Here is a 23,162-nt window from a genome sequence, read left to right on the forward strand (position 1 = left end):
CGGGCCGCGTCAGCACATCGTTCGAGCCGCCCGGGCCGGGAACAAATTCCCAGGCGTACAGATCACCGCCGCCGGCGATGTCGATGACCGCGCCTTTGGCGAGGTCGACATTCGGCGACTTCATCGTGATCCGCTTCTCGGGCGGCGACGTCAACGAACCGCTCGAGGGATTGGCGCCATCGCTCGCCTTCGTCGGGTCGTTCCAGTGCTCGTTGTTCGACAGCGTCCCGTAGGGCACCGTCAGGCCCGCACCCGAGACCGACGTGATGCTGCCAGCGCCCAGCGTCAAACGATCACCGGCCACCAGTTCGATCTGCCCGAACGGGGCCCGCAGCACGCCGTTCTGTTCAATCACCGGCGCCTCCAACCGCAACGTCCCTCCTGCCGACAAAGGCAGCACGGAAGAATTTCCGGAACGCCCCACGGTGATGGATTCACCGGACAGGATTTTTGCGTTCACGGCGACGGACGGGTAAACCAGGCCGGCGGTGATGGCCAATGCACCGTCCACATCCAGTGTTGCCGTGACGGCATCCGCAGCCATGCCTGGATCCACCGCGGCGTTCTTCGCGCTGAAGCGGAGTTCCGACGCATTCAATGACGTTTTCGCAAAGCTGCGAATGCTCGCGGGCCCGAAGGTGGACCCAGGTCCATTGACGCCGCCCACGACATCAATCACGTCCGCGTTCAAGGCCAAGCGTCCCGTGCGATGGGCCGTGGCAGCCGGCGCAATGACGGAAGCAGTTTGTTTGAGCCCGATATAGGCCGCCGCCAGGCTTGCGTGTCCGGATTCCCCGACGGCATGGCGCAGCGTGCCGTCGACCGTGATGCTCCGGTTCGCGGAAAGCTGCACATCACCCAGTTCAATCGACCCCCCCTGGGAGGCCAGAGCGAGATTGGCAAAACCACCCTCGGCAAAAGATTTGGGACGCGCCACCAGCAATGAACTCGACGGGGTCAAGGCACGCAGGTCGATGGAGAGTTCGTTCTTGAACAAATCCACGACTTCGTCGCTCATTCCAAGCGCAGCGTAGTCAATTCCGGGCCCACCCTGCCCTGCGCCGGAAGACGCCGTATTGGAAACGACCAACGAATTCCTGGAGGCCGAGCCCAGATGGTCAAGCACCGCCTGGGTGATGACCATGGGTGCTTTTTCGCCGGGGTTGTATCCCAGCAGAAGCGCGAAATCGACCCCGACGACGCTTTCCGGTGTACAGAAGGACGAATCGATCTGGCAAAAGGACTGCAGAAGCTTGTCGGCCAGGTTGGTGCTCGCACCGGCGGCCACTTGCTGGATCAACACGGAGCCGCCTTGCGCGCCCGTCCCCCCGGCCTTCCCGACCAACGTGGAAGCAACCAGCCCTTCGCCACGAATGTTGATTGCACCGCCGTCACTGGCCAGCCCCAGCTTTTTGTAGCTGATCCGTCCGAATGCACCACCTGCCTGCGCCTGTTCAATCTCCCCACTCGCGCCCGACACGTCGATCAGCGAACCCGCCGCCAGCTGCACATCCGCGGCACGAATATCGACGACACCACCCGACAACACCTTGCCTTGAAGGTGCCCGGTCTTGTCCAGGTCAATCGCAGGGAGGCCGCGTGCCAGCAACTGCGCCTCCGGCTCCAGCCTGACGGTCTTGCCGCTCAGGTCAATCCGTCCCGCAGGCGCTTCCAGGCGGCCCCGTATCGTCAGCGCACCTGCGCCACCTGCAGCCAATGTCAACTTGCCGCCGGTATCGGTCACGATGGATGCACCCGACCCGACATGGATGTCGCCGGCTTCCGTGCCCAGGGTCAGTCCGCCCGGTCTGCGCTTGAGACGCTCCTGCGGGCTCAGCACGGCAATCGGCGCTACCCCGGCAAGGCTCGTGCCGGTCGCCACGTCGTGGTAGGCAAAAGAAGAATTCAAATCGATACCGGCCGCCTGCTGCGTCACGGTCGCACCGTCAGGCACCACGATGTTGCCGTTGCTGCGGACCGCAACCGACACGGTGCCAAAACCGCGGTCGCCAAACAGGTTGGCGGGCAAGGCCACGACCGCGGGATCGTTGCGTGCACCGCCCACTTGCACGGATGAAGGCGTTTCAAGGAACAGGCTGCCGGCTGAACCCGCTGCATACGCACGCAGGTTCAATGACCCCAGATCCGTGTCCGGCGTGACGCCTGTCAAGCTGAGGGAGCCGGCGTTGCCCACACGCAATGCAGGCAAGCCCTTCTTGCCGATATCGATGCGGCCGCCACCGGAAACATCCAATACGGCATTCTTGTCGGCAAGGATTTTTCCGGCATTGAGGGTGATGGCACCGCCATCCATGGCCCAAGGCCCGGAGGACCTGCCGTCACGCCAGGCATTGATCCATTGGCCGGAAACATCCAGGCTGCCCTGCGCGCCCATCTCCAGTTGTCCGTAGAGCGAATCAAGGGATATGGAACCGCCTGCCGACCGGACCATGCCGTTGATACGGATGGTGCCGGTCGAGTTTTCACCACCGGTGACAACCAACGAGGTTGCGGGCGAGAACTCGAGTTTGGCGCCCGTGGCCAGCTCAACGTCGCCGTTGATGATGAAGAAATTGACCCGCCCCATGCCCGAACTGCCAAGCATGTCGTCGGACAGAAAAGTCAATTTCTTTGACCTCGGAGTGACGGGGTCCAGGGGAACGTAGAAGTCCGCGCCCAGAGCGGTACCGGCGCTGAATGCATTGCCCAGGCGTTGGGGATCATGGCTGACGATGAGGGTGCCTGGCGACCAGGCTTTGTCCTCCACCCTGCCGCCACCCAGCACCAACTGGCCCCCTTTGTTGCTGGCCGGTTTATTTTGTTGACGATCACCCGTGATGACACCGCCCCACATATCGCCTTCGAGCACCATGGCGTCACCGGCGAATATCTGGACCGCGCCAGCCTTGCGGCCTTCGGTGTACCCGGCCTCTTTGAAGTCGCCGCCTATCAACGCGCTGCGCCAGCTCGTGTTCACGCCCCAACGCGCATGCGTTTGCGCGAACCGGCCGGCAAGCCCCGTGTATTCCATGTCGGGCATGGCGCTGCTCATCGTGTAGATGCCGCCATTGGCGCCCGCGAGTTTTGTGGCGGTGTTCATGCCGTCCGAATAGCGCACCGAACCGCCGGAGATGTCGAGCAGCGAGCCGGCACGCGTGATGACGGCGCCGCCAGCACGCAACATGATGCTGCCGGCGTCGGCCGACAGCTCCCGCAGGTCGGTCTTGCCCACGCCGATCCAGCCGGTCACATCCGCCAGTGGGGTGCCTGCCCACTCGCCTGGCATGTAGACCATCTGGCCGTTGCCGTCCGTCCTCTGGACCCACTTCACGCCCGCCATCGGTCCGTTGCCGAACACGCCGTTTTCCCGGCGGTCGACAATCACTTTCTGGCCGCGCAACCAGGAGTTCAGCAGCAGCGGTGAATCGCGCAACTCGTTGATGCGCAACTCCGCCTCGACGAAGTTGCGCGACATCGGCACCAGCATGTCGCGCAGACCCGCCACGCTGAGGAAGGCATCGCTGTCGAGGTATATCCGGCTGTCGTCTCCCGCACTCTGCAGCACGCCCCTGAACAACGGGTTGGCCGCCGTTTCGATGTTGATCTTGCCTGCGGGTGCCAGCACGCCGGCTTTCGACTGGATGTCGATCAGCTTGCCGTACATGCCGATCCAGCCCGGCTGGTAGCGGGTGCCCAGCGCGGACGCTTCGATCTCGCTGGTGTCGGTGGCGTCCGGCATGATCTGCGTCACGCTGCCACTGCCCAGCGTCAGGGTGCCTGCCGACCAGTTGTAAAACCGGTCAATGTCGCTGCCATATTCGCGTGTCGCCAAACCCCAGGCACGCAACTGGATCGAACCATTGCGGTTGTTCAAAGCGGTGGTGGACAGCAACACGCCGTTCTGGCGAACGTCCTGTGCCTGCAGGGTGATGTTGCCCCGGTCGGCCTGCACGACGCCGTTGTTGACCACTTCGTAACCCACCGCCTTCGCGCGCGCGGCCATTTCCGGCATCACGACATCGCGCACGCCGATGGCGTAGGGATAGGGGACCTGCGACAAACCAAGCGCGGCATTCAAAAACGAACTATTCAATGCCCAGCCCGGTACTGCCGACACGGCAACGTCCAGCCCGCGCACCGGATTCGGGTCCTGCGCCGAGGGGGTTTTGAGGTAGACGTTTTCGCCGGCCGCCAGGATGACCTGGCCGTCCGGCGCAAAGAGGCGCCCGGCATTGCTCACCTTGGGCGCGAAGAGCATGATCTTGCCGCCGCTGCTCACGCTCAGCCCTGCGCCTGGCGCGACCGTGACGGCACCGGGCGGCAAGCCGGGGTCAAATCGATCGACCTCACCGAGGCGGTCCGGCACCACACCGTTGCCCGGAACATAGCCGCCGACCTGGCTGTAAACCCAAGGCTTGTGCGCGGTGAATTCCCCGAATTGCGGAACAGGGTACTCAGCGCTCTGGTGCTCCATCAGCTGCGCGTTGTTGATGCCCAGCTTGAATTGCTGGTCGGTCAGGCGCAGCGAGCTGGCGACCAGGCTGCGCGTGTTCACCTGGCTCGATCCATTGAAGACGATGCCGTTGCGGTTGATCAGGTACACCGACCCGTCAGCCTGAATCTGCCCGGCAATCTGGCTGGGCCTGCCGCTCGGATCGTTGATGCGGTTCAGCGCGATCCAGCTGTTGGTGCCGTCCTTCACGTTGCGACCCTTCGACTGGTCGAACTTCACCGTGGTGTTCTTGCCCACGTTGAAGCTCTCCCAGTTCAGGATCGCCTTCTCGTCGGTCTGCTCGATACCCACCACCGTGCGCCCGCCCGCGGCCGTCTGCACCGGCGCCTTGGCGTTGAGCCAGCCGGCCGTCAGGCTGTGGGTGTCGACCTTCAGGCCGCCGTCGGCCAGGCCGTCGGGCACGTCCGAGGCGCCAGCCAGCGCGGCATGGCGCGCCGCCTCCTGGGCGGCCTGCTGTGCGGCGATGCCGCGGGCGGCCAGGTTCAGGTTGTCGATGGAGCGCTGCAGCTGGGCGTTGTCACGCTGTTGCACGGCCAGCGGGTTGGTCAGCATCGATGCCGGCATGCCATTGGGCAGGCGGCCCGTCGCCGAGGCCGTGTTCTGCATCGCGCTCTTGTTGGCGAACCAGGCGCCGCTGAAGGCCTGCTGGGCCTGGGCATCCAGCACCAGCGCGCCGTTGGCCGCCAGCGTCATGGCAATGGCGCGCGCGATCGGTGCCATGCGAAAGCGCCGCGCCTGCCGCGGGTTGCGCGCCTTCGTTGCGTGGATCGGTGTGAGGGGCCCGCGTGTGCTCATGAGTCGTGTCCGCCGGAAAGTTGAGTCGATGCACTACGACGAACGGCCGCCCCACGACCCCGCAACTTATTTTTCAGGCCGCGCACCACGGCCACCCGATTCAGCTGAGAACGGTCAACCCGCCCGGCAACGAACGGGCGTCGAGATCGAAGGCATGCTGCAGCTGCGCCAGCGCCAGGTCGAGCGATGCGATGTAGAAGCTGCCGGTGACAAGCCGGCTGCGCGCGGCCGTGTTCATCAGCACCACGCGGCCGCGCCGGTAGCGGTTGATCTCGTCGAGCACGTCGGACAAGCGGGCCTGCGTGAACACCAGCTCGCCCTTGCGCCAGGCCGACAGATTCGCGGCGCCGACCAGCGCCACGCTGCTCACCGACGTGCCGTCGTACACCGTCTGCTGGCGCGCGCGCAGCTCACGCGCGCCCGCGGGGTGCTCCACGCGCACCGCGCCTTCGATGCAGGTCACGCACACCTTGGCGTCCAGGTAGCGGACCTCGAAACGCCCCGACTCGGCCAGGCTGCGGCCGGCGCCGGCCATGACGCCGAAGGGCCGTGCGCCGCTGCCGGACGACAGATCGAACGCGGCCTCGCCCTCGAGCAGGTCGACGCCGGTCGTCCGGCCGTCCACGGTGCGGCGCCGGATGCGGGTCTGGGTGTTCAGCGTGACCTGCACCCGCTCGGTGAGGCCCACTTCCAACTGCTCGCCGGTGGCGGTGCGGTAGTCGGCACCCCACCCCGCCGGCGCAGGCCACAAGCCCGCGGGCGGATGGAACACCGCCACGCCCGCGACGCCGGCCATGGCCGCCGTGCCCGCTGCCGCGCCGAGGAAGGCGCGGCGCGCGAGCACTGGCCTGGCCAGATGGCGCGCATGAAACGCCGCCGCATCGGCATTGGTGCGAAGCACGCCGGCAGAGGCCGGACCGAGCACGGCCCATTGCGCCCTGGCCTCCCTGAAGACCGACGCGTGCGCCGGACTGCGCGCCAGCCAGTGCTTGAAACGCTGGGCGTCCTGCGGCTTGACGGCACCCGAATGAAACAGGCGCAGCCACTCCCAGGCCTCGTGCCGCGTCGTGTCGGCAGCGAGGGCGGGATCGTCGGCGGGTGCCGTCAGGGGGTCGTGCATCACGGCCGCGGCCCTTCTTCGGGGCCTCGGCCCGCTGCGAGGACCTGGGTGATTCGATGCTTCACTGCGTACGACGAACGGGCCGCGCCGATCCCGCAACTAATTTTTGTCATGGGCCATCCGGGCACTCAGGTAGTCGTGCGCATGCTTGAGTTCGTACTCGACGGTGCGCAGGGAAATGTCCAGGCGCTTCGCCACCTCGGGCTGCGTCAGTCCGTCCATGTGCACGAGCACGACGACCTCGCGCCGCCGCGCCGGCATGCGGTCCAGCAGCTTGACCACGGCGTCCAGCTGCGAACGCGCCTCGGCGATCCGCGCCGGACCGGGCGCCGTGTCGGCCAGTTCCATCAGCGCGTCGATCTCGTCGAACGGCAGGTTGCGGCTCTGGCGACGCTGGATGTCGAGCGCGATGTTGAACGCCATGCGCACGAGATAGCCGCCCGGCCGCTGGATCGGCTCCTGTTCGCTCCCACCTTGCTCGTTCACGCGCAGCCAGGTGTCGTGCAGCGCGTCCTCGGCCAGGTCTGCATTGCGCAACGCGCGGCCCAGTTGGCGCTTGAGCGCGTCGTAGTGCCTGGACAGGTAGTCCATCAGCACGGGGCGGACGTCTTCGGCCATGGACGGGTCAGGACGGCGCGCGGCAGCGCGTTCCGCCGCGCGCATCGGTGGGCAGGATGAGCAGCGTCAAAGGCTGCGGCAGGTCCGGCGGCGGCGCATGCGCGAGGCGCACACCGCGCAGAACCTCCAGCATCTCGGCGTCGCGGGCCGCGTTGCCGGTCAGGCCGAGCAGGCGCGGCCGGCGCAGCTGGCCCGCCTCGTCCACCTCGAAGCGCAGCAAGGACCGGTACGTTCCCGGCCGCGTGCGCGCGTTGCCGCACAACGCGTCCCAGACGCGCGCCTGCAGCAGGCTGGGGTAGCCCGCGAGGCTTCCAAGGCTGGCCGCGCGCGGAACCTCGGCCCGGGCCTGCGCCGGCTTCAACGCGAGCGTGACGGCCGACCCCGTGCGGACTTTCTCGGCCACCAGGCCCGTGCCTTCCAGCAACAGTTCGAGCGCAACGTCGGGGGCGTAAAGCCCGCGCACCGCCGAGGACGTCAGCTCGGCCAGGATCTCGCTGCGAAAGAGTGCAGGCTGCCGCGTGACGGCGGCATAGCGCTTGAGCGCATCGGCCAAGGGAAGCGAGGGAATGTCGAACGCCAGTGCGGCGTCACCCGTGCCGGGCACGGCATCGGCCGGGGCCTCGCCCTCACGCAGCGGCGATGCAGGTCCGTCGCTCGCCCAGGCCGTGCCGGCCAGCCAGGACAGCGCGAGCGCGCAGAGTGCGACGCTGCGGCCTGTGGCGCCCGCGAACCCAGGGTGCACCTCGCTCACCCCCGAGGCGCAACGATGCCGCGCGCATCGTCACGCCTGCGGTGAGGATGCGAAAGCCATGGCAGGGAGAAAAGTCGAGTCGGCAAGGAATGCACGCCAGTCGGGAAACTTGCATGCTGTCACCGGCGTGTGACGGTCTCGTTGCAACGTCAGACTTTCGTACGCCTCGGCGCGTGGCGCGCATCCCGTGTGCCGCGGGAAGCCCGAGGCCTCCCCTCCAGCGGCTGACTGACGCTCAGCCCGCCAGCCGCCCCGCCACCAGCTGCAGCACGCGGTCGCAGCGCTTGGCCAGGTCCTGGTCGTGCGTGACCATCACGAAGGCCGTGCCGTGCCGGTGCGCAAGGTCGAGCATCAGCGCGAACACGGCGTCGGCGGTGCTGCGGTCGAGGTTGCCGGTGGGCTCGTCGGCCAGCACGCAGGCCGGCTTCGTGACCAGCGCGCGCGCAATCGCCACGCGCTGGCGCTCGCCGCCCGACAGCTCGGCCGGCCGGTGGTGCAAACGCTCGCCCAGGCCCACGCTGGCGAGGATCTTTGCGGCGGCCTGCGACGCTTCGCCGGCCTCGACGCGGCGGATCTTCAGCGGCATCGCGACGTTGTCGAGTGCGCTGAACTCGGGCAGCAGGTGATGGAACTGGTAGACGAAGCCCAGGTGATGGTTGCGCAACCGGCCCTGCTCGGCGGCGTCGGCATGCGCGATGTCCTTGCCAAGCAGTTCGACCTTGCCCGCGGTCGGCGCGTCGAGTCCGCCCATCAGGTGCAGCAGCGTGCTCTTGCCGGAGCCCGAGGCACCGACGATGGCCAGCGTTTCGCCGGCATGCACGTCGAGGTCGACACCGTGCAGCACGGTGAGGTCGATGCGGCCTTCGTGGAAGCGCTTGGTGAGGCCGCGGGCCTTGAGAACGACATCACTCATAGCGCAGGGCCTCGGCGGGGTTCACACGGCTGGCGCGCCAGCTCGGATACAGCGTGGCCAGGAAGGCCAGGATGAGGGAAATGATCGCGATCGGCATGATGTCGCTTTGCTGCGGATCGCTCGGCATCTTGCTGATCAGGTAGATGTCCTTGGGCAGGAAGCTGGCGTGGAAGAGCTGCTCCAGGAAGGGCACGATCACGTCGATGTTGTACGCAATGCCCAGGCCCAGCAGCAGGCCGCCCACGGTGCCGATCACGCCCACCATGGCGCCCTGCACCACGAAGATGGCCATGATGCTGCGCGGCGAACTGCCCAGCGTGCGCAGGATGGCGATGTCGGCGCGCTTGTCGGTCACGGTCATCACCAGCGTCGAGACGAGGTTGAAGGCCGCCACGGCGACGATCAGCGTGAGGATGATGAACATCATGCGTTTCTCGACCTGCACGGCCGCGAACCACGTCTTGTTCTGGCGCGTCCAGTCGCGGATCAGGAACTGGCCCGGCAGCGTGACGGCGAGCTGGTCGGCCACCTCGCGCGCTTCGTGCAGGTCATGCAGCTTGAGGCGAATGCCGGTCGGGCCTTCGAGGCGGAACACCTTGGCCGCATCTTTCTCGTGCACCATGGCCAGCGCCGAGTCGTACTCGTAGTGGCCCGAGTCGAACACGCCGACCACGGTGAACTGCTTCAGGCGCGGCACCACGCCGGCCGGCGTGACCTGGCCGCCCGGCGCCACCAGCGTGACCTGGTCGCCGGGCTGCACGAACATCGAACGCGCCAGCTCGACGCCCAGCACGATGCCGAACTCGCCGGGCACCAGCTTGTCGAAGGTGCCGCCCTTGGCGATGCTGCCGGTGTCGGTGACCTCGGGCTCGAGCGCGGGGTCGATGCCGCGCACGATCGCGCCCTTCATGTCTTCGCCGCGCGCGATCAGCGCCTGCGTGTTGATGAACGGCGCCGCGCCGATCACCTCGGGGTTCTTGCGGGCGTCGGCCATGATGGCGTCGATGTCCTGCAGGGCCTGGCCGTCGCGCGAGAAGATCTCGATGTGCGACACCACGCTGAGCATGCGGTCGCGCACTTCCTTCTGGAAGCCGTTCATCACGCTGAGCACGATGATCAGCGCCGCCACGCCCAGGGCGATGCCGAGCATCGACACGCCGGAGATGAAAGAAATGAAGCCGTTGCGTCGCGTGGCACGGCCTGCGCGCGTGTAGCGCCAGCCGAGCTGCAGTTCATAAGGGAATCGCATCAGAAGCCCCGCCCCGTGGCCTCAAGGGGCATGGGCGCACCCGCGGGGGGCGGCGAATACACGGGGTGAGGGGCGAGGGGGTAGGTCATACGGTGGAATTGTGGCATCCCGGACAATAGGGAAATGGCCGAACCTCTCCCACGTCATCTGTTGATTCCCTTTGCCGGCCGCGGTTCCCCGGCTTGCCGCGCGGCGCTCGCGACCCTGCGGCTGCCGAACCTCGAAACCCTGCTGCTGCGCCTGACGCTCGCCGACACCGACACGCAGGACGACAGCGCCCGCTCCCCGCCGCACGAACGCGCACTGGCCCGCGCGCTCGGCCTGCCTGCCGCCGACGACGGCTGCATTCCCTGGGCCGCGCTCGAAGCCCGCAAGACCGGCCTGGCCGCGCCCGGTGACCACGAGGCCTGGGGCCTGGTGACGCTGTGCAACTGGCAGGTCGGCATCGACGACGTGGCGCTGGGCGATCCGTCGGCCATCGAGATCGACGCCGCCGAATCGATGGCCCTGCTGGCCGTTGCGCAGCCGTTCTTCGAAGAAGACGGCATCGCGCTGTACCCCTCCGACACGCCGGGCCGCTGGCTCGCCTGCGCGCCCATCTTCGACGGGCTGGCCACGGCCTCCATCGACCGCGCGGTGGGGTACCCCATTTCGCAGTGGTCGCCGCTGGGCGACGCGTCGCGGCCGCTGCGCCGCCTGCAGAACGAGATGCAGATGCTGCTGTACACGCAGCGCGTGAACGACGAGCGCACCGCGCGCGGCGTGCCGCCGATCAATTCGTTCTGGCTCAGCGGCACCGGCGTCCTGAAGGACGGCGACCTGCCCTCGCCGCCCCTTGCGCGCACGCCGGTCGTCGAGCTCGCACTGCGCGACGCCGCACTGCACGACGACGGCCTGGCCTGGGCCACCGCCTGGCAGGCACTCGACGCTAGCGCCATCGCCGGCCTGCTCGCCGACCTCATGCGCGGCGTCGACGTCGCGCTCACGCTGTGCGGCGACCGCGGCGCGCAGCTTTACACCGTGCAGCCGCGCGGCCTCGCCCGCTGGGCCAAGGGCCTGTTCGACCGCAACCGCGCCAACCAGGTGCTGGAGTCCCTATGAAGATCATTGCCCGGGACATCCCCCCGCGCACCGTCTGGGCGCTGGAACAAGCCGGCGTGCACCCGCTGCTGGCGCGCCTCTTTGCAGCACGCGGTGTGCGCGGCAAAGACGAGCTCGACGACGGGCTCGCGCGCCTGCTGCTGCCCGACACGCTGCGCGGCACGCGCGAAGCCGCCGTGCTGCTGGCCGACGCCATCGCGCAGGACAAACGCCTGTGCATCGTGGCCGACTACGACTGCGACGGCGCCACTGCCTGCGCGGTCGGCGTGCGCGGCCTGCGCCTGCTGGGCGCCAAGCACGTGAGCTACCTCGTGCCCGACCGCGTGGTCGACGGCTACGGCCTGACGCCGCCGATTGCCGAGCGCGTGGCCAATGCCGGCGCCGACATGCTGATCACCGTCGACAACGGCATCGCCAGCGTCGAGGGCGTGGCCGCCGCCAAGGCGCGCGGCCTGCAGGTGCTGGTAACCGACCACCACCTGCCCGGCCCCGAGCTGCCCTTGGCCGATGTGATGGTCAACCCGAACCAGCCCGGCTGCGATTTCGAAAGCAAGAGCATCGCCGGCGTCGGCGTGATGTTCTACGTGCTGCTCGCGCTGCGCTCCGAACTGCGCACGCGCGGCGTATTCGACACCGCCACGCAACCGAAGCTCGATGCGCTGCTGCCGCTGGTCGCACTCGGCACCGTGGCCGACGTGGTGAAGCTCGACGCCAACAACCGTCGCCTCGTGGCGCAGGGCCTGCGCCGCATCCGCGCGGGCGCGATGCCGGCCGGCGTGGCGGCGCTGTTCAAGGCCGCGGGCCGCACCGCCTCGGCCGCGACGACCTTCGACTTCGGCTTTGCACTCGGCCCGCGCATCAACGCGGCCGGCCGTCTGGCCGACATGACGCTGGGCATCGAATGCCTGCTGACCGACGACGCCGGCCGCGCCGACGAACTCGCACGCATGCTCGACGGCATCAACCGCGAGCGGCGCGACATCGAAGGCGGCATGCGCGACCAGGCGCTGCTGCTGGCCGAGTCGCTGTTCGCGGCCGACGGCGAAGGCGTCGACGCACCACCGCCGGCCATCAGCGTGTTCGGCGCCGACTTCCACGAAGGCGTGGTGGGCATCGTGGCCTCGCGCATCAAGGACCGCTTCCATCGCCCGACCTTCGTGTTCGCGGCCAGCGCAGCACCGGGCAAGGAGCAGGAGCTGAAGGGCTCGGGTCGATCGATTCCGGGCTTTCACCTGCGCGACGCGCTCGACCTCGTGGCCAAGCGCCACCCCGGCGTGCTGCTGCGCTTCGGCGGCCACGCGATGGCCGCGGGCTGCACCGTGGCGCGCGAGCACTTTCCGGTCTTCGAGCGCGCGCTGGCCCAGGTCGCCGGCGAATGGCTGGCCGAAGCCGCGCTCACACGCCAGATCGAAACCGACGGGCCGATCGCCCGCGAGTACATGCGCATCGATCTGGTCGACACGCTGCACCGTGAGGTCTGGGGCCAAGGCTTCGCGCCGCCCACCTTCAGCGAAGAGGTCGAGGTGGTGTCGCAGCGGCTCGTCGGCGAGAAGCACTTGGCGCTCAAGCTCAAGCACCAGGGCCAGCCGATCGACGCGATCTGGTTCAGCCACACCGAGCCGCTGCCGCCGCGCGTGAAGCTGGCCTTCCGGCTCGATGCGGATGAGTGGCAGGGCGTGCGCCGGCTGCGCTTTCTGGTCGAGGGGGCGGAGGTCTGACGCGGCCGGGGTGACGGCGGGCGCGCAAGCGTCCTAGACTGGAGGCCCATTCATTCATTCGATCGGGGCACTCTCGAATGCAGCAAGAAGCCATCTCGGCCCACGACATCTTTCCGCACATCCGCGTCGTGATGGGCATGGTCATCGGTCTGGGCGTCACCCGGCTGCTGTCGGGCGTGGCGCGCATCGTGCAGCACCCCACGCAGTACCGGCTCTATGCCGTGCACCTGGCCTGGGTCGCCTCGGTGCTGCTGGCGCTGGTGCATTTCTGGTGGTGGGAGTTCGGCCTGTACCAGATCGAGATCTGGACCTTCGGCACCTACGCCTTCATCGTCAGTTACGCGATTCTTCTGTTCCTGCTGTGCGCGCTGCTCTTTCCCGACAGCATGCAGGACTACGCGAGCTACCGCGACTACTTCTACGCCCGCCGCGCGTGGTTCTTCGGCTTGCTGGCCGCCACCTACCTGCTCGACGTGGTCGACACGCTGATCAAGGGCGAGGCGCACTTCGCCCGCTTTGCGATGGAGTACCTCATCCGCACGCCCATCCTCGTGGGCCTGTGCATCGCGGCGGCCCGCTCCGCCAACCCGCGCTTTCACACGGCCTTCGTCGCGGGCACGCTGGCGTACCAGCTGTCGTGGATCTTCCGGCTCTTCGACACCTTGGATTGAGCCGCTGCGGCCCACAGGACCTGCGTCCCTGAGGGCAGGCTAGTATCCACGTCCTTCAACCGATACGGACCCCACCTACCGCCGTGAGCACTCTGCCCCCTTGCCCCCAATGCCATTCGGAATTCACCTACGAAGACGGCCTGAACCTTGTCTGCCCCGAATGCGGTCACGAATGGTCCGCCTCGGGCGATGCCGCCGAAAGCGCGGCCGATGAGGGCCGGGTCATCAAGGATTCGGTCGGCAACGTGCTGAACGACGGCGACACCGTCACCGTCATCAAGGACCTCAAGGTCAAGGGCTCGTCGCTGGTCGTGAAGGTCGGCACCAAGGCGAAGAACATCCGCCTGATCGATGGCGATCACGACATCGATTGCAAGATCGACGGCATTGGCGCGATGAAGCTGAAGTCGGAATTCGTGCGCAAGGCCTGAGACCGGCTTGACGCATGCGGGCGAAACCCACTCTCTGGGCCTTTCCCTTGCACGCCGCCATCGCATCGACGCTCGCGGCCCCGGGATGGGTGCCCGGCGCCGCGCATCTCAGGACGTCGCCTTCGAACCGAGCGATGAAGCGCTGGCTACCATTTCACGCGCACGCCGAGCGCCCCGTTGATCGAGCTTTTCACCTTTGCGTTGCCGCCCGATGACCAGAGCTTGCCGACTTCGCCGTACAGGCTCGTCGTCTGGCTCAACGCCATCGTGAAGCCGCCCGCCAGTTCGGTGCTCGTGCCGCCGGTGGGCGCCGCGATGTCGGTCGTGGTGGCACCGTTGACGAAGCGTGCAATGTCGGTGCCGCTGGACGTCTTGTAGACGTTGAAGCGCCCGTACGGCTGCAGGGTGCCCATGCCGGTGTCGATCTCGCCCTTGACCCGCACGCCCGCGCGCGCGATCCAGCCGCTGTCGGCGCGCGGCTGCACGACGGCGCCGACGATGACGCTGTTGCCCAGGTCGATGTGCTGATGGATCAACTGCAACTGGGGTTCGATGCGCCAGCCGCTGCCGCCCAGCGCAAACGCCTGGCCCACTTCGATGGAGCCCAGCAAGCTGTGGCCCTTGCCGCCGATGCCGGCACCGAGCATCGGCTCGGCGGTGTAGCGGTGACGCCCCGATTGCACGACGACATCGGCGTAGAAGCCGCTGGCGCCGACATACGTGCCGTAGACGCCGGCGTACTGGCTGCGCAGGTCGTTGCGGCCGGTTCGCAGGTTGTGCACGCCACTTGCAAAACCGGTCGTCGTGGCATCGCCGTCGAGCTGACCGACGTAGAGACCCGCGCGCCAGTGGGGCGTGGCCAGCAGGTCGGTACCGGCCTGGAAGCCCGTCAGGCGCCCCTTGCTGGTGGGAGAGACCGTGCCGCCCTGCTGGACGTCGATGTCGGTGGAGAGCACACGGGCCCAGGCGCGGCGCGGCGTGCTGCCGGCGTCCGGGACCGCGCCCTTCGCATCGTCGTCGCCCAGGCGCTTGTGCATGTCGCCCAGCATGGCGAGGTTGCCCTGGCGAAGCTGGCTTGGCAGTGCCGCATAGAGCGAGGCTTCAGCGCGGTACGTGGGGACGGGAACGACGACGGGGGCCGGGGGCGCACCCGGCGCGGGCGGCACGGGCGGCGTGACCGCCGTCGTGGTGGAGCGCAGGTACCAGTTTTCTCCGGCGCCGGCGGCGTCCCCTGCATTCAGGCGGTACTCGTAGGCACCCGCATCCACATGGCCGCCGGCCAGCGCGAAGGCATCCCTGGTGGTCTGCGCGGTGGTGGTGGCGCCGTTTCGCGCGCCGATCACCTCGATGCCGTCGCCCGTGGTGAGCGCGCCCAAGCCGCCCAGGTTGGCGACCTGCACGCTGGTCTTGCCGCTCGCGGCGCCGCCGTTGATCACCAACCGGTCCGACAGCCCCGTGCCGTTGAGCGCAGCCGCCAGCTTGAGCACTGCGTTGTTGCCGACGTAGTTGCCGTTCACCGTGAGCGTGGTGCCTGCAGCCGCGCCGACGAGCGACACGGTGCCGCTGTTGGCGAGCGATGCCACGGTCTGATCGAAACCGGCGAGGTCGAGCGTGGCGCCAGTGGCCACGCTGTGTGCAGAGGACGCACTGAAGGTGTTCAGCGCACCAGCCTTCAACGTGCCCTGTGCCACGTTCGTCGCACCGGTGTAGGTGTTGGCGCCCGACAGCGTCAGCGTGCCCGTGCCCTGCTTGGTGATGAACCCGCCGCCGCTGATCGCGCCGGCCAGCGTGGCACTGAACGCACCGGTGTCGATGACCGGATCGTTCTGCCCCGTGAGCCGGATGGCATTGGCGAGGCTCACCCCCTCGGCGCTGAAGCCCAGCGTGGTGTCGTCGTCCATCGTCAGCGCGCCCGTGCCCAGCGCTCGGCTGTGGCCGACGTTCAACCGGCCCTGGCGCAGCGCGGTGCCGCCCGTGTAGGTGTTCGCGCCCGACAGCGTGAGTGTGCCGCTGCCGACCTTCACGACCGAACCGCCCGTGCCCGCTCCCGGCTGGGCGAACTGGCTGCCCTTGTCGCTGACCACGCCGGACAGCGTGTCGTTGGTGTTCAGGGCACCGAGCGTGAGCTTCGATGCGCCCAGCACCAGCGCACCCGCGCCGGAGAGCGACCCGATTTCGACACCGGAGGCAGAGGTCGAGCCCGACACGTCGACCGTGCCGCCTGCCGCGTTGGCGATGCGGGCGTGTGCCCCCGTGGCGGTGCCCTCGAAGTGCACCGTGCCGCCGCTGTGGTTGGCAATCTGCGCCGTGCCGGCCGACGACGCGCCGAGAAAGCTCAGCAGGCTCTTGCCGCCATTGACGATCGTGGCGTTGCCCGCGGTGGCATCCTGCAGGAAGTACACCGCGCCGCCCTGGTTCGTGATGCTCGACGTGGCGGCGGTGCTGGCGTCGCCGAACTGCAGCGCATTGGCATCGGGCGTTTGCCAGCCCGCGCCGTTGACGAAGAGCGTCGAGGACATCGCGCTCGCGTCCTGCGCGAACGACATCCGGTTGCCGACGTCGGCCATGCCGGAGCGCCCGACCGTGTAGCTGTTGCTGCCCGCGTTGGCGCCGGCCGTGAAGACAAGACGCGTGCCGCTGCCCTGCTGCTGCACCGCGCCCGCGCCGAGCGTGCCCGCCCCCGCGACGCTGACCGAGGCGCCGCCCATGAGCGTGGTGCCGCCTTCGTAGGTGTTGGGCGCGGCGATCGCCAAGGTGCCGCCGGCGCCTGTCACGCTCAGGGCTCCCGTGCCGCCGATGCCGCTGACGAAGCCGAGCAGGTTCGCGCCCAGGTCCAGCGTGCCGCCGCCTGCGCCGAGCGTGACCGCTCGCGCGGAGATGATCGGCGCCGAGCCCGATGCGATGCGCAAGGTGCCCGCGTCGAGCGTCAGCCCCGCGCCGGCCGCGCCGAGGTTGCGATCGTCCGAAATCTGCAGTGCACCGCCGCGCACCGCTGTGCCGCCGCTGTAGGTGTTCAGGCCCGTGAGCGCGAGCGTGCCGTTGCCGGTCTTCACCACGCCGTCCGTGCCCGCGATGACGTTGCCGATGGTCGCGTTCCAGCTGCTGCCCGCGGCGCTGCCGTCGCCCACGCGCAGCTCGACCGGTCCGGGCGAGGCCTTGTCCGCAACCAGCGTGAGCGTGCCGCCGGACAGCCGATAGCCGTCGCTCGCGAACTGGATGCCCGTGGCTGCCACCGCGCCGTCGGTGTTGTCCACCACGACGTGGCCCGCCGCGCCGCCGAAGATCGCGAACCCCGGCTGTGGCTGCATGGCCGCGGTGACCGCCCCTTTCACATCGGTCCAGTTCGGTTGTGTCGCGCTCCAGGTGCCGTCGCCCCCGCCCATCTGGGTCGCGCTGGCCAGGCCGTTGCCATTCCAGAAGTTCAGGACCTGGGCGGGATCGATGCTGACCAGGTTGACCTTCTTGTCCCCCGTGAGGTACTGGACAGAAAAGTTGTTGGGGGCCGCGCCGCCCAGTGCAATGCCGCCGTTCGTCCGCGTGAGCGTGTTGCCGTAGCTGAACAGGTTGTAGATCCCCGGCCCCATGGTGCCCGTGTCGGTGATGTTCAACGTGGCGCCATTGAGATACAGGTCGACGCCCACCTTCACGCTGTCGCCCACCCCGGGCACCGCGTAGCTGCTGCCCGGAGCGCCGAACTCGAAGTCGAGCACGCTGCCCTGGGCCAGGCTCAGGTCCCCGGCGATGGTCAGCGTGCCGATCGAATTGCCCGGCGCCAGGTGTGCGCCCGACGCGACCGTCACATTGCGCTCTATCGTGCCGGAGCCGCCCAGCGTGCCGCTGCTGTTGACCTGCACGCTCTCCGCCACCGAGCCGTTGACGGTCAGCCTGCCGCCGTTGACGGTGGTGTCGCCGCTGTAGGTGTGGACGCCGTTGAGTGTCAGGTTGGCCGCGCCGTTCTTGATCAACCCGCCTGCGCCGGTGACCGGCCCGGAGAACGTCAGGTCCCGGGTGCCGCCGACGGTCAGGTCGGCCTTCAGGTCGAATCTGTTGTCCAGGGCCACCGCGGTATTGCTGTCGAGCGTCGCCGCCCCGGCGACCGTCAGTGGGTCCACACCCAGCGCCGTGTCGTGGCCGACGGTCAGGGTGCCGGCATTCAGGATCGTGCCACCGAGGAAGTCATTGGCGCCGTTGAGGACGAGGTTGGAAGCGCCGACCTTGACCAGGCCACCGGTGCCACCGATCACGCCATCGAGGGTCAGCGCGCGGTTGCCACCGAGGGTGAGGTTCGCGTGGTCGAGGTCGACCGCGTTGTTCAAGCGCAGCGCCGAATGGTTGGAGAGAACGCTGTCGCCGGTCACGGTCAGCGCGCTCGCACCCAGGGCCGCGGCATTGCCGACGGTCAGGGTGCCGGCGCCGAGGGTCGTGCCGCCGCTGTAGCTGTTGACGCCGTCGAGCGTCAGGTTGGCCGCGCCGTTCTTGATCAACCCGCCGTTGCCGCTGATCCGCCCGGAGAGCGTCAGACCCTGCGTGCCACCGACGCTCAGGTCGGCATTCAGGACCATGTGGTTGCCCAGGAGCACCGCGGTATGGCTGTCGAGCGTCGCCGCTCCGGCGACCGTCAGGCCGCCCAGACCCAGCGCCCCGCTGTTGCCGACGGTCAGGGTGCCGGCGTTCAGGGTCGTGCCACCGAGGAAGTCGTTGTCGCCGTTGAGGACAAGGTTGGAAGCGCCGCTCTTGGTCAGCCCGCCGGCCCCGGTGACGGTGCCATTGAGCGTGAGGGCGTGGCTGCCGCCCAAGGTCAGGTTGCCAGCGAGGTTGACATCGTTGCCCAGGGTGACCGCGACGCTGGCGTCGAGGGTGGTGCCTGCGCCCGTGATCAATGCGCCGGTGCCCAGGGCGGTATCGGAGCCGACGATCAGCGTGCCGCCGTTCAGCACGGTGCCGCCCTCGTAGCTGTTGACGCCGTTGAGGCTCAGGCTGGCAGCGCCGTTCTTGACGAGACCGCCCCCCCCGGCAATGTTGCCGTCGAGGCGCAGCGCCTGGCTGCCGCCGACGTTCAAGTTGCCGCGGAGGTCGACATCGTTGTCCAGGGTGACTGCGGCGCTGGCGTCGAGGGTGGTGCCTCCGGCCGCGTTCAATGCGCCGGTACCCAGGGCAGCGGCATTGCCGACGATCAGGGTGCCGGCGCTGAGGGTGGTGCCGCCGCTGTAGGTGTTGGCGCCAAAGAGCCTGAGCATTCCCGCGCCGGTCTTTGTGAGCGCGCCGTCGCCGGACAGCACGCCCGACAGCGTCGCGCCAAAGCCGTTGGTGTCCAGCGTGGACGTCGTGCCAGTCAAGGTGGCGGGCATGCCTGTCGTCAAGTCGCCGTTCGTCACCCGCAACATGCCGCCCGCCCAGTTGAAGGTGCCGGTGGCGCCGGCCACTGCAGGCCGCAGCCCTTGACCCGCGCCGACCTCCAGCGTGCCGCCTGCGTTCAGGTTGAGCGTGCCCGAGCCGCCAGGGGTATTGCCGATCTCGATTTCCGAGCGTCCGTGAAGGCTGACGACGCCTCCCCTGGAGATGGTCATCTCGCCATTCCCGGCACCCACGGCACCCAGCGTGATGTTCGCGCTGCGTAGCGATGATCCAGCGCCATCGACCCAAAGCTTTCCAGAACCATACAGACCCAACGCGACCCTCGAGCCGACGACCAGCCTCCCGCCGTTCAAGACTTCCAGTGCGCCGTCGGCCCCGTCCCCGACTTGTAAGAAATAAGCCTGAGCCTCAGGTCCGACGCCCGAAATCCGGGCCGCTGGTCCGCTGATCCGCGCGGTATCCGCTGAAGTCGGCACAACGCCTTCGAGCCAATTGACCGGATCGAACCAATCACCGGCTGCAGGCGCCGCCCAACCATAAACGGCGGCCCCTGCGCCCATGGGCGCCGATCCCAGTGTCATCAACGCTGCAACGGCCATCGCGCGCGGCAGACCCGATGCACCTGCAGTTGCCGACCTGGCGGTCTCGGACACGGCTTGGCACACGCCGGTGCGACGATTGAAAACAAGGCGATGGGTGCGGTTCATGAACTGGCTCCTCCGTAGGGCGGTGTGGGGCCCGCGCGGCGGGCTTTCAGGAAAGTCGGGTTCTCGTGGGCGCGCGCAGTGGCAGCCACCGATGTCATGGGTGAAGTGCGACCGTCAGGGCTCGACATACGCGGCGCCCTGGAAGCTGTAGCCTTCCCCGCGCACCGCGACGATGGGCAGTTTTTGCGCACAGGTCTGCTCGGCCTTGCGGCGCAACCGCGAGACCGTGACGTCGAGGTTGCGCTCGTACGCCTCCAGGCCAGGGCGCCCCATCGCGGCCAGCAAGGTGGCACGGTCGACGACCTCGCCGGCGCGTGCGACCAGCGTGTGGACCAGCCTCGCTTCGGAGTTGGACAGCTGCATGCGCTGGCCGTCGGGCGCCAGCAGAACCCAGCCTGTGCGCTGGTAGCGCCATGCATCTGATGGCGCGGCGTCCCCGCCTGAATCTTCAAGAGAGGTCCGCGCGCCCTGGACCTCCTGGCTGCGCTGCAGCAGGTTGTGCAGGACCATTTCCAGCTCCCGCAGGTTCACCGGCTTGACGAGGTAGTAGTCGGCGCCCAGGCCCAACCCTCTGAGGCGATCGTTCGCGACGCCCCGGGCGGTCAACATCACGATGCGCATGGCACTGCGCGCCCGAAGCCGGGCCAGCACGGCAAAGCCGTCGTCGCCGGGCAGGTTGACATCGCAGACCACCGCATCGAAATGCTGGCGAGCCAGCTCTGCGTCCACGTCCTCGGCGCTTGGCACGCCACGGGCTGACAAGCCGACGCCGTTGAGGTATCGCAACAACGTGTCGCGCAAGTCGTCGTCGTCCTCGATCACGAGCACGGCGTTCATTGCGACGCGACCTCTTCAGCGAGGCGCCCGTCGGCGACATCGCCTGCGGTCGGACACGGCAGCGTCAGCGTCACCACGGCACCGCCCTCGGCGCGGTTCGCCGCCGCCACGCTGCCGCCATGAAGCAAGGCGATGCGCTGCACCATGTGCAGGCCCAGACCGATGCCCGGTATGCGCCGCGCGCCTTCTGCGCGATAGAAGCGATCGAACACATGCGGCAGGTCTGGCGGCCTGAAGCCGGGGCCCTGATCGAGCACCTGGATCGCGACACATGCACCGACGCCTCGCACCCCACCCTCCAGGACGCAGGCCCGGACCTCCACCTGCGATGTCGCGGGTGCGTACTTGAGCGCATTCGTCAGAAGGTTGTCCAGCGCGATGTGCAGCAGCGTCTCGTCCGCCAGCACCGTCGGGTGCGATGCCTCGAGGCTCAGGCGGATGCGCCCGTGGGCGCTGCCTTCGTTGTGCTCATCGGTCTTTTCGCGAAGCAGCTCGGCCAGGTCGATGTCGCGGCGGCTCATGGACTCGCTGGACGCCTCCAGCCACTGGTCTGCGAGCAAGGTGTCCATCAGGTCGCGCATGCGGGACACCGTGCGCGTGATCTTCTCCGCCTCCCGCTTGACATCGTCGCGCGCAAGGCCGAGACGCTCATCCGAAAGAATCTGGGCAGCACCGCCGATCGTGCCGAGCGGGGTTCGGAACTCGTGGGACACCATGGCAAGCATCCCCTGCTGCTCGCGCAGTGCCATCGTCAGCTGGTTGTGGGTCAGGTGGTGCTGGGCAATCTCCTGGCGCAAGTCTTCGGTGCGCACGTTCACGCGCTGTTCCAGGCGTTCGCCATGGCGCTGGGACAGCGCCAGCGCGCGGCGCTCGCGGTTGCGCACGCGCCAGCCCAACGTGAAGAAGAACGCAAGAATATGAATGATGGCGCCGATCGCATAGCTGTACTGCGTCGTCAAGGCGTAAGGCAACCATTGCAGGTTCTTGGCGAAGTGCTGCACGCCCAGTGCCAGATAGACCGCGTACCCGATCAAGCTCGGCCAGGCCTCGACGTTGCGGCGCAGCAAGACCGCGCACTGCGACACCACGCAAATCGACATCAGCACCCACAGCACACTCAGCGGCAACGCGATGTGCCGGAACCCGCCGGCAAGGGCCACGATGCAGGCCAGTGCGCACACCACGCTCAGCGCCTGGAACACGCGATCCATGCGCGGAAACTGGTGCGCCATGTCGAGCAGGCTGCGTGCGAACGCGAAAGCCGCAGCAGTGTGCAGGCACACGGAAAAGCTGTGCAAGCGCACCGCCGCCGCAGGACTGTCCAGCAGGCCAAGGGACGCCGGCAGATCCTGCGAACTCGCAAACAGCAAGGCGAGCGTCGACAGATAGCCCGCGTAGGCGATGAACCGCCGATCCGGCACTGCCACGCCCACCACCAGACTGACGAAGGCGAGGAGCAGCACCATGCCAATGGCCCCCGCGCTTGCCACGGTGATTTTCTGTTGCACGTCGGCCAGCTCACGCACTGACGACACGCCGCCGGTGAGACTGAGCGCCCGGGCGCCGGCCAGGCGAACCCACACCCAGCGGGGTTGATCGTCAGCCAGAGTCGGCAGGCGCACGGCGGGGAGTGTTCCGGGCCAATCCCTCAACAGGCTCGAGCGCAGGTCACCCAGTTCCCGGTGGACCAGTGCCTCGCCTGCTCCAGGCAACCACACGTCCATGGTGTCCACGTAAGGTGCACTCAGCCTGAGCCACCACCCTCCCTGGATCGGATCGGCCCTCTGCTCGCGCGTCGTCTGGAGTGGAAAGCGCACCCACCACGCGCCGTGTGAGTAGCCGCCGTTGAAGCTGGCCTGAATGGGCTGAAAGCGTTGCGAATAAGGCGGCAGAGCCACCTCGCTCTGACTGAGCGTGCCCGAGGCATCGTGATAGACCTGCAGATGACCATCGAAGGTGCGCTCGGCGAAAGACAGCCCCGGATCAAGACGCAGCGCAGGAGGTTCCGCCCGACTCGCCATGCAGAGAAACCACAGCAGGGCGACGACGACGCCGGCCATCGCGCGAACGCTGCGCAAGCAGGACCGCAGCGGGACGGAATGCGCCGTCGATCGCACGTCAGACACGGCAGACACGGCAGACACGGCAGACACGGCGCCGTGAATGCTGGTTCTGAATCACGCCGCCCACCCCTGCGTACTGCAAGTTCCCATCTCTTTTCCTGTGTTGTTGATCGGCCTGCGGCACGGACCGGCTGGAGCCTCACATGTCGAGCGGTGCTGCGCCCGCTGCGTCGCGTCGATACGCCAACTGAATTTTGAGGCGAACACATGGCCATCGGATCTTGCTTTTTCTTGCAATTACCGGCGCATGGAAACTTTAT

Annotated in this window: 13 protein-coding genes; 4 read left to right on the forward strand and 9 right to left on the reverse strand. The window is 67.9% G+C overall.

From position 1 onward, the window contains the following. The 6 genes from AAG801_RS13200 to AAG801_RS13225 all read right to left on the reverse strand — a co-directional run. On the reverse strand, nucleotides 1-5,308 hold a 5,308-nt coding region (locus tag AAG801_RS13200; RefSeq protein WP_341888779.1), incomplete at its 3' end, for a filamentous hemagglutinin N-terminal domain-containing protein. Between the two features lie 100 nt (nucleotides 5,309-5,408). Continuing rightward, a complete protein-coding gene (locus tag AAG801_RS13205) occupies nucleotides 5,409-6,428 on the reverse strand; it encodes a FecR domain-containing protein (protein WP_341888780.1) in 1,020 nt (339 codons plus the stop codon). Nucleotides 6,429-6,527: 99 nt separating this feature from the next. After that, on the reverse strand, nucleotides 6,528-7,046 hold the full coding sequence (locus tag AAG801_RS13210; protein WP_341888781.1) for a sigma-70 family RNA polymerase sigma factor: 519 nt from the start codon (nucleotides 7,044-7,046) through the stop codon (nucleotides 6,528-6,530). A 7-nt stretch (nucleotides 7,047-7,053) separates the two neighbouring features. Continuing rightward, nucleotides 7,054-7,797 carry a hypothetical protein gene (locus tag AAG801_RS13215; protein WP_341888782.1) on the reverse strand — a complete coding sequence of 248 codons (744 nt, stop codon included), beginning with the start codon at nucleotides 7,795-7,797 and terminating at the stop codon, nucleotides 7,054-7,056. Nucleotides 7,798-8,032: 235 nt separating this feature from the next. Then, entirely contained in the window at nucleotides 8,033-8,710 is a 678-nt protein-coding gene (lolD, locus tag AAG801_RS13220; RefSeq protein ID WP_101490942.1) for a lipoprotein-releasing ABC transporter ATP-binding protein LolD, read from the reverse strand. Beyond that, nucleotides 8,703-9,959 (reverse strand): lipoprotein-releasing ABC transporter permease subunit, encoded by a 1,257-nt coding sequence (locus AAG801_RS13225; RefSeq protein ID WP_341888783.1) that lies wholly within the window; start codon nucleotides 9,957-9,959, stop codon nucleotides 8,703-8,705. The genes lolD and AAG801_RS13225 overlap by 8 nt, the downstream gene beginning before the upstream one ends. A 123-nt stretch (nucleotides 9,960-10,082) precedes the next feature. On the opposite strand from AAG801_RS13225, the gene AAG801_RS13230 reads away from it, so the two are divergent. The 4 genes from AAG801_RS13230 (at nucleotide 10,083) to AAG801_RS13245 (ending at nucleotide 13,880) form a co-directional block, all read left to right on the forward strand. Then, a complete protein-coding gene (locus AAG801_RS13230; RefSeq protein WP_341888784.1) occupies nucleotides 10,083-11,060 on the forward strand; it encodes a hypothetical protein in 978 nt (325 codons plus the stop codon). Next, nucleotides 11,057-12,778: a single-stranded-DNA-specific exonuclease RecJ gene (gene recJ / locus AAG801_RS13235; protein ID WP_341888785.1), complete on the forward strand. Its 1,722-nt coding sequence runs from the start codon at nucleotides 11,057-11,059 to the stop codon at nucleotides 12,776-12,778. The genes AAG801_RS13230 and recJ overlap by 4 nt, the downstream gene beginning before the upstream one ends. Before the next feature lie 77 nt (nucleotides 12,779-12,855). Beyond that, nucleotides 12,856-13,449 (forward strand): hypothetical protein, encoded by a 594-nt coding sequence (locus AAG801_RS13240; RefSeq protein ID WP_341888786.1) that lies wholly within the window; start codon nucleotides 12,856-12,858, stop codon nucleotides 13,447-13,449. Between the two features lie 83 nt (nucleotides 13,450-13,532). Next, nucleotides 13,533-13,880 carry a zinc ribbon domain-containing protein YjdM gene (locus AAG801_RS13245; RefSeq protein WP_341888787.1) on the forward strand — a complete coding sequence of 116 codons (348 nt, stop codon included), beginning with the start codon at nucleotides 13,533-13,535 and terminating at the stop codon, nucleotides 13,878-13,880. Between the two features lie 146 nt (nucleotides 13,881-14,026). Here AAG801_RS13245 and AAG801_RS13250 read toward each other — a convergent pair whose 3' ends face one another. The 3 genes from AAG801_RS13250 to AAG801_RS13260 all read right to left on the reverse strand — a co-directional run bounded on the left by AAG801_RS13250 (nucleotide 14,027) and on the right by AAG801_RS13260 (nucleotide 22,839). Continuing rightward, the gene (locus tag AAG801_RS13250) at nucleotides 14,027-19,942 is read right to left on the reverse strand and encodes an autotransporter outer membrane beta-barrel domain-containing protein (RefSeq protein ID WP_341888788.1); all 5,916 of its coding nucleotides are present in this window, start codon (nucleotides 19,940-19,942) and stop codon (nucleotides 14,027-14,029) included. 114 nt (nucleotides 19,943-20,056) lie between these two features. After that, on the reverse strand, nucleotides 20,057-20,779 hold the full coding sequence (locus AAG801_RS13255; RefSeq protein ID WP_341888789.1) for a response regulator transcription factor: 723 nt from the start codon (nucleotides 20,777-20,779) through the stop codon (nucleotides 20,057-20,059). Further along, nucleotides 20,776-22,839, reverse strand: coding sequence for a sensor histidine kinase (locus AAG801_RS13260; protein WP_341888790.1), 2,064 nt, complete (start codon nucleotides 22,837-22,839; stop codon nucleotides 20,776-20,778). Before AAG801_RS13260 ends, AAG801_RS13255 begins: the two co-directional genes overlap by 4 nt. Between the last annotated feature and the right edge of the window lie 323 nt (nucleotides 22,840-23,162).

It is taken from the genome of Variovorax sp. YR752 (genome assembly GCF_943372545.1).